At 44.1% G+C, this 13268-nt stretch carries 8 protein-coding genes and 1 pseudogene; 8 read left to right on the plus strand and 1 reads right to left on the minus strand.

What is annotated here, in order from left to right; translation table 11 throughout:
• Positions 1-82 precede the first annotated feature (82 nt).
• From ABFV83_RS00525 to ABFV83_RS00560, 8 genes and pseudogenes are all read left to right on the plus strand, one after another.
• Positions 83-6667, plus strand: a complete 6585-nt coding sequence (locus ABFV83_RS00525; RefSeq protein ID WP_349946879.1) for a doubled motif LPXTG anchor domain-containing protein — start codon at positions 83-85, stop codon at positions 6665-6667.
• Between the two features lie 308 nt (positions 6668-6975).
• Positions 6976-7446, plus strand: a complete 471-nt coding sequence (locus tag ABFV83_RS00530) for a methylated-DNA--[protein]-cysteine S-methyltransferase (RefSeq protein ID WP_349946881.1) — start codon at positions 6976-6978, stop codon at positions 7444-7446.
• Between the two features lie 23 nt (positions 7447-7469).
• On the plus strand, positions 7470-8240 hold the full coding sequence (locus ABFV83_RS00535) for a DNA alkylation repair protein (protein ID WP_349946882.1): 771 nt from the start codon (positions 7470-7472) through the stop codon (positions 8238-8240).
• Between the two features lie 78 nt (positions 8241-8318).
• Positions 8319-8882: an Ada metal-binding domain-containing protein gene (locus ABFV83_RS00540; RefSeq protein WP_349946884.1), complete on the plus strand. Its 564-nt coding sequence runs from the start codon at positions 8319-8321 to the stop codon at positions 8880-8882.
• A 106-nt stretch (positions 8883-8988) separates the two neighbouring features.
• The gene (locus ABFV83_RS00545) at positions 8989-10620 is read left to right on the plus strand and encodes a recombinase family protein (RefSeq protein WP_349946885.1); all 1632 of its coding nucleotides are present in this window, start codon (positions 8989-8991) and stop codon (positions 10618-10620) included.
• Between the two features lie 12 nt (positions 10621-10632).
• Positions 10633-11478 (plus strand): annotated as a pseudogene (locus ABFV83_RS00550) (nucleoside recognition domain-containing protein); the annotation flags it as partial.
• 66 nt (positions 11479-11544) lie between these two features.
• Positions 11545-11772 (plus strand): hypothetical protein, encoded by a 228-nt coding sequence (locus tag ABFV83_RS00555; RefSeq protein WP_349946887.1) that lies wholly within the window; start codon positions 11545-11547, stop codon positions 11770-11772.
• 517 nt (positions 11773-12289) lie between these two features.
• Positions 12290-12490, plus strand: coding sequence for a hypothetical protein (locus ABFV83_RS00560; protein WP_349946889.1), 201 nt, complete (start codon positions 12290-12292; stop codon positions 12488-12490).
• 258 nt (positions 12491-12748) lie between these two features.
• On the opposite strand, the gene ABFV83_RS00565 is transcribed toward ABFV83_RS00560, so the two are convergent.
• On the minus strand, positions 12749-13216 hold the full coding sequence (locus ABFV83_RS00565; protein ID WP_349946891.1) for a DUF4430 domain-containing protein: 468 nt from the start codon (positions 13214-13216) through the stop codon (positions 12749-12751).
• Positions 13217-13268: the final 52 nt, after the last annotated feature.

The following is a 13268-nucleotide window of genomic DNA, read 5'->3' on the forward strand; positions in this document are numbered from 1 at the left end:
AGGATAGGATAAAGGGGGTCATGTTTATGCCCTTAAAAATACTTAACAATATTGGAAGAGCTTAGGCTGGAAAGGAGATTATATGAAAGGGCTAAAAAGGAAGTTCAGACAGAGTCTTGCAGGCATCCTTGCATTTTGCCTGACTATGACATCATTTAATATGGTGTCCTGGGCAGATGTGGAGAAGGCGTTTGAAAATGAGAATGCCATTTTTTTGATAAATGGAGATGATTTGAGGGATTCTGCACAAGCTGCTATTGATTCAGGCGAAACATTCCATGTAGAGGATTTAGGCCTTGGGGATAGGGATTTATCCCTGAAAAGGGAATATGAAAAATTACTTGGGGGAGGCATGGTATATGAATTTTTGCCCGCCTATGACATGGATGAAGAGGCCAACGCCGATGGAGCGGAGCTTCGCATGTTCATCCGTGTACCTGACAACCATGACGGTTACCGGTTGACAGGTAATGAAAAGGTCATATTCTTGTATGTAAATGAGTCTGAAAGCAAGATCACTTTCAGATCTGATATTGACGGATACCTGACCCAAAAGGTCAGCGTAAAAGCCTTTTCCCAAAATGCAGCGGTTGTTCCCGGTGAAGGCGCAAACGGTGGCTCCGGAGTAAATCCAGATGGGGAAGAACCTGGTGAAAGCGGTGCGAATCAGGAGGAAACCACAGCCGTTGATGAAACAGCAGGTAATGAAACAGAGGTAAATCAGGGCGAAACGTCAACTAATGAGACAGAGATAAATCAAGGTGAAACGGCAGATGAAGAAACAGAGGTAAATCAGGACGAAACAGCAGATGATGAAACAGAGGTAAATCAGGACGAAACAGCAGATGAAGAAACAGAGGTAAATTCTGGTGAAACAGCAGATGAAGAAACAGAGGTAAATTCTGGTGAAACAGCAGCTGAAGAAACAAAGGTAAATCCCGGTGAAACAGCAAATGACGAGACCCAGGTAAATTCTGGTGAAACAGCAGCTGATGAAGCTCCGGCAAGCTCCGGTGGGTCTTCTGCAGATGACGGAGCAGCAAAAGCGTCAGAGGAAGGAAAGGCGGTTAATAACAGCCGCCAGGATACGAAAAATAATGACAGCCAGCCTGACCATGACAATGCAGCTTCCAAAGACCAGGCGTCTGCGGATGTTCAGGCATCTATTTCAAGGCATGTGATTTCCGTTCTGTCATCATCAGAAAACAGTGCATTTAAGGAAGAATCCGACGAAGAGAAGAAGGATTTTTCTTATACAGAGTCCACGGTTTCGGAAGCGGATAAAGCTGAAAGTGGCGGAACGTCCGGCGGAAAAGCTTACGGTGCGGTGCTGTTAGATGAATCTTATTATGCAAAAGCATATGTTGCGACCTTAAATCAGCTTCACGTCGATGTATCGGCAGAAGGCTATGGAGTGACCTATGCCGTAGAACCCGTTGGAACGGCACACGCACAAGGGCCTGAAGCGGTAGCTGAGGACGGAACTCTTTCATTTACCGTGACACCGCAGATAGGCTATGAAATCAGTGGGGTTACAGTGAATGGAGAGACAGCAACGGCTGATGAAGTGGAAAATACCGATGCATCAGAACATGGAAAACGCCGCTATACCATAACCGGAGTGACAGAGGAGCAGGAGGTTGTCATAACCACGGCTGCAACCGGAGATCATCCGGAGTTTAAGTTTGAAAAGGCGATTAACGGAGTTACCGTAAACCTTCATGCCGAACAGGGAATTCTTCCGGCAGGAACAGAAGCGAGGATCATAGAAGTAACCGATAAAGTGGCGGAGGCTGTCAAGAAAAAAACGGCAGAAGAGGCAGCGGCGGAAAGCTCGGTCAATGATGTGCTTGCATACGACATAAAACTGTATTATAAGGGCGAAGAGCTGGATAACAGCTGGAGTGATCAGGGATATGTGAACGTGACCTTTTCCGGTGCGCTTATTAAAGAGAAAAGCCTAGCCGCAGATAGTGTTGAGATCATACACATGAGTACAGACGTGGAGGTGGCAGCTAAGACAGTGGAAAAAATCTCCGCAGAAGAAGTAACCGGTTTGGAAGCCGTAGCGGAACCAATTGCAGTAGACGGCGGAAAACAGGTGAGCCAGGTGTCATTTGAAGCGGAGCATTTCTCTGTATATACCATTACATTTTCCGGGAAGGCTGTTTTGAAAGTGCATGTAATGGATATAAAAACGGGAAATGAAATCGGAACAACAGCTGGAAGCCTTACACAAGATGGGGGGAACGGACAGGAATATACTGCTTCGCAGCTTGCTTCCTTAATACTAAACAAAATGGGTGAAGACGTAAAGAGGCAATATAGCTTTTCGAAGGCTACCCTGGCTGGCGGGAAGGAGCTGGATAGCTTTTATTATTCTTCGGGAAAGCTGTATACTACAAAAATCTGGAACTTATATTTTAATCAAATAACAGGTGATGTGTATTTTTGGTATCATTCCTTCAACGTTACTTTTGATTCTAATGGAGGGAATGGCGGGCCAGAGAAGGTGGCTGTAAACGGAACATTCGTATTGCCGGATCCGTCGACTCTGGGAATAAGCAAAAACGGCCGGATATTTGCAGGCTGGTCTACAGATAAAACAGGACGGGGAAGTGTCTTTGTATCAGGAATTGAAAATACAATAACAAAAGATACCACATATTATGCAATTTGGATTGATAAAAACGGTGAGGATAATACCAATGTTGCTTATTTTTATATCAGAATAGATGGTGAGATCCAATATGAACCAGCCGGTTATAGTAACAATTATTACTATCCTCTGGAATCGGCAAAGACTTTGCAAGGTAAGTTGAGAACCCCGGCAGCTGTTAACAACAACCTGGATAATGTGGCGGCAAATTTACAGGTGATACCAACTGATGAGGCTATAAAAGCGGTTTTGAACAAAGGAGGGGTCTCCTACGATCCGAATACCCAGCACATTCTCTGGTATGTAATTAAATACCGGGATAAAGACAATAACAAAACATATTGGAATGTAGATGGTATTGTCCGCGATAATGAAAAATATGAATTGATTTATAATCCCAACGGTGGGAATACCTCTGTCCCTGGCAGCAATGAATATAAAGCCGGATATAATGTAAAGATTCAATATGACCCGGCGCCCTCAAAAGCGGGATATGAGTTCCTGGGATGGGATGAGGATAAAGAGGCAGGATCACCGGCGTATAAAGTGGGAAGCAGCGCATTCCTTACTATGCCTGACCATGATGTGATCTTATATGCAATATGGAGGCCATCGGAAGCAACTGGATTTAAAGTGAATCATTGGCTGCAGAGATCAAATACAGCAGGAGATAAGAGTGATGATTTTGACCTGACAGATGAATCTCCGGAAATAAAGTATAAGGCTACGGAAAGTAAAGTGTATGATAAGGATTATGCAAAAACCATCAGCGGTTACATGTATGAGGAAGGAATCATTGATAATCTGACCGAAGCAGTTGTAAACGGAAACGGTACTACAGAATTAAATCTTTATTATCTCAAGAAATTGACCGTAAAGATAACCGCAGAATCAAAGACTAAAACCTACGATGGCAAATCGCTAACAGGCGGGTATCAGATCGATGGGGAGCTTCGTGCCGGTGATAAAGAAGAAGTGGCTGTAAGCGGCTCTATTACGGATGCGGGAGAGGAAGCAAACAAAATAGTAAGCTGCAAAATTAAGGATTCCAACAATGTGGATGTCACTGATAAGTATGTAATATCAACGGTTAATGGAACCCTGAAGGTAGACAGGGCAACTGCTAAAATAACAGCAAAGAGCGAAACAAAGAAATATGGAGAACCGAACCCGGAGCTGACCTATACGCCTGAAGATTTCTTAAACGGAGATAAACCAGAGACTCTGGGCATAACGGTAAATTTGAAGACAGAAGCCAATGCGGCCAGCAAGAAGGGCACTTATGCGATTACCTTTGATTCTCCGGTTACTCAAACAGACAACTATAATATTGCATATGTAGGCGGAACCTTAACTGTAACTAAAGCAGATGTAACAGTGACGGCCAATGATATTTGGAAGCAATATGGTAAGGATATGCCGGAGCTGACTTATACGGCAGCCGGATTTGTTAACAATGAATCCCCTGAAAGCCTGTACCTTAACTTAAAGCTTCAAACTGATGCGGTAAAGACCAGTGGAGCAGGAACGTTTGATATTACCTTTGCGGATAAAAAGGAAGCAGACAATTATAATATTACCTATGTAGATGGTAAGCTGCATGTAACTCCGAATCTGGATCATATCATCATTAAGGCATCAGATGCAATGAAGGTGTATGACGGAAAAGAATTGACCAAAGCTTCGTACAGTATGACAGGACGTCTTGCAGACGGAGACCGTATCAAAGAGGTCATAATGAAAGAGGATTCCAGGACTACAAATGCAGGAACAAAGGAAAACGGCATTGATCATGTAGTCATTGTAAATGAAAATGGTGACAATGTGACCTCCTGCTATGAAAACTTAAGGCTGGCTGACGGCCGGCTGATTGTGATAAAGGCACCTGTATTTGTAATGGCTAAGCCAGCATACAAAGCATACGGTGATGTCAATCCGAAGCTGGCTTATGAGGCTTCAGGCTTTGTAAACGGAGAGACGCCGTCCGGCCTGGGCATTGAACCAAAGCTGAAAACCAATGCAGATGAGAAGAGCCCGGCAGGTATCTATTCAATCACCTTTGATGAACCTGTAACGAGTACAGCCAATTATTCTATTATCTATATACCCGGATTTCTGGTTGTAAAGCGGAATGCATGGGATATTGTGATTACGGCAAAGAGCGGAACCCAGGTATATAATGGAACTGCACTGACAGAAAACGGCTATGAAGTAAGCGGCCAGCTTGCGTCCGGTGATTATGTTTCCAGTGTGGAGATGACAAAGGAATCTGTCATAACAGATGCAGGAACAAGAAAGAACGAGATCAAGTCAGTAGTGATCAGAAATGCGTCAGGTAAAGATGTGACGAAGAACTACAGCAGTTTAAAGACCGTAGCAGGAACCCTTACGGTGAGCAAGGCGCAGGTGACCGTAACGGCTGAAGATAAGGCAAAGAACTATGGAGAAGAAATACCGGTTCTTAATTATACGGTGAAAGGCCTTGAAAATGGAGAAACTTTTGAAGGGCTTCATGTGAGGGTAGAGCCTTATACAAAAGCGACAAAGTCCAGCCCTGCCGGAGATTACGTGATTTCTTTTAAAAATAAGGTAGAAGAAACGGAGAATTATAAGATCACCTATGAAAACGGAAACTTAAGTGTAGGAAAGAATGGGGAAGTCCTTGTAATTAAGGCTTTGGATGCTGATAAGCCATACGACGGAACAGAACTTACCAGGGCGGAGTACAGCATAACGGGAAATCTTGAAGATGGGGATTATATTGATAAGGTCGTCATGACAGCAGATTCCAGGATAACAGATGCAGGCACCCAGAGGAATAAGATAGACTATGTTGTCATCAGGAATGGAGCCGGCCTTGATGTAACAGAAAGTTATGCAGGACTGAGGATAGAAGAAGGAACCCTGACAGTAAGCAAAGCCCAGATCACAGTGACGGCTTTGGATAAGACGAAGGGGTATGGAGAGAAAGTACCGGACTTAGAGTATCAAGTGAAAGGTCTTAAAAATGAGGAAACTCTTAAAGACATCGGCGTAAAGGTGACACTGTCAACAAATGTGACAAAGACCAGCCTTGCCGGAGCTTACGGTATTACTTTTAAGGATCAGGAAAGAGAAACGAAGAATTACAGGATCAGCTATGAAGATGGAACTCTGATCGTGGAAAAGAACGGAGCGGCCATAGTAATTACGGCATTAGACGCAGAGAAGATATACGACGGCAAGGAATTGACCAGGGCTGAGTACGGCATGGCGGGAAGTCTTAGAGATGGAGACCATATTAATAAGGTTGTCATGACAGAGGACTCCAGGATAACAAATTCAGGAACACAGAAGAACAGGATTGCCTCCGTCCTCATCAAAAATGCGGCTGGCCAGGATGTGACGGACAGCTATGCAGGACTGGTAACAGAAGATGGTACCCTGACCGTTCATAAGACAAATATGATAGTAACTGCGGCAGATAAATCAAAGATCCAGGGCAGTTCCAATCCGGAATTAACTTATACTATCCAGGGACTTGTAAATGGAGAAACCCCGGAAGGGCTGGGTCTTAAACCACAGCTAAGGACAGAGGCAGCCGGAAACAGTGCGGATGGAAAATATGCTATCACATTTGCCGATCCGGTTTCAACGATAGCAAACTACAATATTTCTTATGCAGAAGGCGTAATAACAGTAGAGAGAAGAAATACAGGCGGAAGTTCAGGCGGCACAGGCGGAGGCAGCGGCAGCGGTTCATCACCTGATCCCAGCCGGCCATATACGCCAGGAGGTCCTGGAGACAATATGGTAACGGTTGAACAGGAACCTGTCCCACTTGCTGATTTACCCAATGGCGGAAATGCGGCAGACAATCTCCTTATTATTGATGACGGCAGCATCCCTCTGGCAGGACTTCCAAAAACTGGTGACAGAGGGCCGATTCAGGGTTTTGCAGCAATTGTATCAGGAATTTTGTTCGCTGTATACGCAGCTGTCAGCCGTATGAGGAAAGAAGAAAAGTAGTAATTTTGAAGTACGGCAAATAGAAAAAGCAAACAGATAATAATTAAGAGGTAAACGGTACCCCTTGTCAAGGCAGTAAAAAAGAGAGTCAATATCCACACTCTTTCTACAGCCTTGCTATGGGGGGACCGTTTACCTTTTTTTATAGACCCCAAATGGGGAGCTGCGACGGAAACAGAACGGCAGTTATGAGGATATATCCCTGCGGCGTAAGAATCGTATTCTATGAAAAAATTAAATGGTGCAAAATAGGAGGACACGCAGGTGGATTTCAGATATACTTAGAAAGAGAAAAGGAGGCAAACCTTATGAAACATACAGCATATATTAAAACCGTCTTAGGGCCGATTAAAATATCAGAAGTGGATGGTTTTATTACTGAGTTATTTTTTGCAAAAGATATCCATGAAATCCCCGGAGAACATAAAACACCTCTGTTGGAGAAAGCAGAAAAGCAGATTAAGGAATATATGGATGGGACGGGCAGGGTATTTGACTTGCCGTTTGCTGCAAAAGGGACAGAGTTTCAGAAGACCGTATGGGAGGCCCTGCACAGAATTCCATATGGAGAAACGCGAAGCTATAAACAGATCGCAGAACAGATCGGGAGGCCGGATGCATCCAGGGCTGTGGGCATGGCAAACAGCAAAAATCCGATACTGATCCTGACACCGTGTCACCGGGTAGTGGGTTCGGATGGCAAATTAACAGGCTATGCAGCCGGCTTGGAAGTCAAGGAACAATTATTGGAATTGGAACTGTCACATGCAGGCTGTTGAAATGAATAGGGTAGGATTATAGTATGGAAAAATGGAATAAAAAAAAGCTGGCGCCGGTTGAAAAGGTGCAGGAGGCTTATAACAGGATCACAGATCCTCACGTAATGATGGGGGATAATATAAAACAGCAATTAAAAGAACTGGCAGAGGAAGACTACCGGGTGTTCGCCTCCGGTCTGCTTCCTAATACTGACAATGTATTAGGCATCCGTCTTCCCATGCTGCGTAAAATAGCAAAGCAGATTGCAAGGTCGGATTGGCAGGGATATCTGGAGACAGCAAGGGAGGATTCCTTTGAGGAGATCATGCTCCAGGGAATGGTGATCGGCTGTGCGGCATGTCCGGCAGAAGAACGGTTATTCTATATTAAGGAGTTTGTTCCTAAAATCCAAAACTGGTCGGTGTGCGACAGTTTTTGTGCCGGGCTCAAATTCACCAGGAATAATTCAGAGCTGGTATGGGATTTTCTCAAGCCCTATTTTAAATCAGAACGGGCATTTGACCTCCGTTTTGCAGTTGTGATGCTTATTTTCTACTATATTCAGGAAGCAGCCATCAGTGAAGTGCTGACTGTCCTGGATAACGTGCGGCACGATGACTATTATGTAAAGATGGCTGTGGCATGGGCAATATCCATGTGTTATGTTCAGTTTCCGGGGCAAACCATGATTTATCTGAAAAACAACAGTTTGGATGATTTCACCTATAACAAAGCATTACAGAAAATCACCGAATCCTTAAAAGTAGATAAAGAAACAAAAAAGCAGATCCGGGCAATGAAACGGAAGCCATGAAAAGCTTACGTATCCTGTGAAAATAAGGTCCATTTTTATAGGCATTGTATAACAAAAAATGAAAGAAGGTGTTCCGCCATGCTGACAGAGGAGGAAAAATGGAAGGCAGCGCTGGAATGTGATGCGTCTTATGACGGCAGATTTTATTACGGAGTAAAAACAACAGGAATTTTCTGCCGTCCTTCCTGTAAATCCAAAAGTCCCAAACGTGAAAATGTGGAATTCTTTGATACGGCGGAGCAGGCACGTGAAAGCGGGCTTCGCCCCTGTAAGCGCTGCCGGCCGGATTTGCTGGAATTTCACCCGCAGAAAGAGACTGCGGAAAAAATCAAAGTAGTTTATGATCTTTATTATTCAGACCAGGATCGCTTAAAGGAGGAACTAAAAAAGCTTGGGCTAAGCAGAAACAGAATCCTCCAGGTGTTTCAGAATCAATATGAAAAGACCCCGGCAGAGTATTTAAACGGTTTACGTGTAGCCAGCGCAAAAAAGCTTTTAGCCAGCACCGCGGATAATATTTTGCAGATTGCTTTACAAAGCGGCTTTGAAAGTCTTTCAGCTTTTTACACACAGTTTAAGCGGATAACAGGTGTTTCTCCCAGGGAATACCGGGAGCGTTTTACTGGAAAGAAGGCTGATTAGAAGAATGGCGCGGGGGAAATGGAGGATGGGATTGCTGTAAGTCAAAAAGCCCCCATAGTATATGGTACAAACCTGCCGGAATAAGATTTTCCAGGAGGTGTAAGAGATGGATCCATTGGCTCAGGCAGCCTGCTACAGTGGGGCGCTTTACATGCGCTTATCAAAAGACGACGATGGCACAGGGGAAAGCTCCAGCATCAGCACCCAGCGGAAGATGCTTCGTTCCTATGCCGTGGAAAACGGCTTTGAAATATACGGGGAGTATGTGGATGACGGCTACAGCGGAACTAATTTTGACCGCCCGGCTTGGAAACGGCTGTTGAAGGATATACAAGCAAGGAAAGTAAATCTGGTGATCACCAAGGATCTGTCCCGTCTTGGAAGGGATTATATTATGACTGGACAGCTTACCGAAATCTATTTTCCTTCCAGAGGGATCCGATACATAGCAGTCAATGACGGGTATGATTCCAACAGTCCGTGGAGCGATATTGCACCCTTTAAGAACATTGTAAATGAGATGTATGCCAGAGATACTTCGAAAAAAATCCGCAGCGCATTTCAGACCAAAATAAAAGAGGGGGCGTTTATCGGAAATTTTGCTCCCTATGGCTATCAGAAGGACCCGGAGGATAAAAACCATCTTCTCGTTGATCCCGTGGCAGCTGTCATTGTCCGGGAAATATTTGAGAGGGCAGAGCAGGGAGAGGCTCCAGCCCGGATCGCTGAGGTTTTAAATAAGAGAAAGGTACTGACTCCGGCCGTGTACCGCTGCGCCGGGCGGCCTTATTTAAATCCTGATGATTATTCCAAAAGAAAGGAATGGACATCAGGCGCGGTCTGCAAGCTGTTAAGCAATCCCGTATATTTAGGCCACATCGTACAGGGTAAAACCGTGAAGGTTTCCTTTAAAAGCAATGTGACCCTTCGAAAGCCCAGGAAAGAGTGGGTAGTCGTTGAGGATATGCATGAGCCCCTTGTTTCCCGGGAGACTTTTGAACGGGTAAAAAGACGGAGCGTTTCCCGGAAAAACACGGCGGATACCGGTTTTACCAATATTTTCTCCGGATTTGCCAGGTGCAGAGACTGCGGCAGGAATATGTCGTCCACAGGAGCCGTGGGGAAAACGGGATCCCGCAAGCTGGTGTGCGGGGGGTATAAGCTGTACGGAAAAAGGGAATGTACGAATCACTTTATGGATTACGAACTTTTATATAAAGTGGTGCTTCAGGAAATCCGCTGCCTGCTTACCTTTACAGAAGGGGAAAAGGAAGAACTGGAAGAAGCCCTTCTGGAACCTTTTTGCCCGAAAGAAATGACAGGTGAAGAAAGAGCGGCGGTTTCACTTAAAAACAGGGAAAAAGAACTTGAGAGCATAATAAAAAAACTCTATGAAGACCGGGTAAACGGAAGAATCGGTGAGGATCGGTTTTATAAAATGCTGGATTCCTGTGAAAAGGAGGAAAGAGAGATTGAAGAATGTCTGTCCCTGTTGGAAAGACCCTGTTCTTTGATCCAAAAAGGAGAGCCTGCCGTTGCCGGTTTGTTTTCCAGCCTGTTAGAGGAAATAAGCCAGGAAAAAGGAATTTCCTCCGATTTGCTGGGGAAATTTATAGACAGAATTGAAGTTTTTCAGAGCTGTGAAGGGGAAGAGGGGAGAAAAGGACATAAACTCCAGAGGATCCGGATCTATTACAGGGTGTTGGCTCCGGAAAAAGAAGGGAATGGTTTGGCATAAATTTCCGCTGTCATGTGCATGGGGTTTGGATGCAATGCAGCAGGAATCATTGGCTGCCGGATCATCGATTCTCCAAGAGAACGGCTGATTGCCATGATCACCAATAATTTTGTGCCCTGCAACGGACGCTTCCCTACCATGATCGCCATTATTACCATGTTCTTTGTAGGAGGAGCTTCAGGAGCGTTTTCTTCCATATTATCGGCGGCTATCCTATCAGGTGTAATCATCCTTGGGATTTTTATGACCCTTCTCATTTCAAAGCTGCTGTCAGCCACCATATTAAAGGGGATTCCCTCCTCTTTTACCTTAGAACTGCCGCCTTACCGGAGACCTCAGATCGGCAAGGTTATCGTTCGTTCCATATTTGACCGTACCCTGTTTGTATTAGGCCGTGCTGTTTCCGTAGCGGCCCCGGCAGGCCTGGTCATCTGGCTTTTAGCCAATATAACGGTTGGAAATGCTACCCTGCTGGCCCACTGTTCCGGTTTTCTGGATCCTTTTGCCAGGCTCATGGGCTTAGATGGAGTCATCCTTCTGGCATTTATCCTGGGGTTTCCGGCCAATGAAATCGTGGTTCCCATTATCATCATGTCCTATATGGCGGAAGGAAGCATTCGGGATATCAGCGATTTATCCGTCTTAAAAGAGCTTCTTGTAGCAAATGGCTGGACCTGGATAACTGCGGTCAGCACCATGCTGTTCTCCCTGATGCACTGGCCCTGCTCCACCACCTGCCTTACCATCAGGAAAGAGACACAGAGCATAAAATGGACGGCTGTTTCCTGGCTGGTACCCACTGTGACCGGATTTGTGGTATGCTTTTTATTCACAACCATTGCAAGGGTTTTCCTCTGATGTTTAAATTTCCCTGTGATTGTCTACAATAGGAGTAGAACACCGAATGGGAAAGGAGGGTGAAGCGTGAGCAGGATCTACCACGTTTACGCCCTGTCAGACCGGTTGAAAGCCAGAAAAATCGAGGGCGAGATTGCCAAGGTTGACGGGGTGAAAGATATCAGAATCTCGGAAGACTTAAAAGAAATGAATATTGATGTGGACAAAGGAAAAATATCCGCTGTCATGGAGCGGGTGGTAAACATCTGCAGCCGGATCTCCTACGGCTGTGAAGTGAAATATAAGTTCATATAGGCAGTGTTTATGGTAATTTAACAAGCGCCACGGTGTACTGAAATTCAGTATTTCCGTGGCGTTTTGTATTGTCTTAGGTTATTGCAGTTTATCTTTGTGTGGGTATAGAGTGGGTGCGGATTAAAGTATCCTATGAGTGGCAAGAGGCGCTAAAACGGATATTGGACAGGCTACTTTGAAAAGAAAAGCAATGCAACCTGGACGATTTTACAGCTAATGCTGGAAGTCAAATTTATTACCTGTTTTACCAGAGATTATATAGCACATATAGGTTATAACCTTTAGGGCCAGCGGCGTGATTAAAAACGACGGCGGTGTCTGCCAAAAGTCCTATAATTTGTCAGAGAGTAAAATCATGAGGTATGGGCGGCCAGATTGGAGCATTGTCCAAGCAATGAAGTCCGGCTGGCTCCAGGAGGATGGCGACTGGAGATATTATCTGGGGAGTACTGGTCAGACCGTCCGAAGTGATTGGATTCAGAAGTAGGACAAGTAGTACTGGTTTGATGACGCCGGAATGATGGTCACAAGCACATGGTATCAATACAAGGGTGGCTGGTATTACCTCAACGCAGATGGCGTCATGCTCAAAGGTACTCTGATCGCGGAGTCCGGAAAGGTTTACTGTCAGGACAGTGAAGGTAAAATGATTGTGGAGCCGGTGACGCTCACGCCAGATCAGGATGGAGCATTGCGGTATCCGGGATTAGTGGGATAATCCATATACTTTATAAATATGAACAACTGGTTATTGAAATAATTATATCATAAGACAGGTGGATATACGGTATTTTAGTCCGCCTGTCTTATAGAATATGGTAAGTTTGATAGCCTGAACAGTAAAAGCATATTAGACATAGATCAGGTAATGGTAGATTGTTGCACTTAAAATTATTTCACACTTGATATTTTCTTATATTGTCATTTAATTTAAGTATATTGGCTATATAAACAGTCGGTAAACATCAGTCCCTTATTAATCTTCTGTTTTTTCATAACGCAGGTCAACAACATCTTTATCATTAATTTCATATAAGCTAATATTTTCTAACAATCTTTCTCCGTTTATGTAACAAGTCCAATATTGTCCATAATCATAAGAGATATCCATAATTGAAACGATAAACTTACCACCCTCACTGTCTTCCGTTTTAATCTTTAGGGTGTCAATATTACTCATTATTTCAAGCAAATTTGTCTTTTCGGTATTTACTTTCTCGCTGTAAATAACTTCTTCATTTATGTTATAAATACTCAATGTTATTTCAATGCCATCATCTTTCTGTTTTTCAGAAGAATTTGAAGTAGCTTGCCCCACAGTCTGAGAGGTGGCTGGTTCACTTGTTTTATCAGGAATTGATTGTACATTTTTACAAGCAATAAGGCTAAATAAACTAAAGATTAATACAATTAATAGTAATAAACTCTTTATACTTTTTTTCATGGTATTTCCCTCCAAATTTTCTAATGCGGATTAACGGGGTTTAACATTGGGT

It is taken from the genome of Lacrimispora sp. BS-2, assembly GCF_040207125.1.
In the GTDB taxonomy this organism is placed as follows: domain Bacteria; phylum Bacillota; class Clostridia; order Lachnospirales; family Lachnospiraceae; genus Lacrimispora.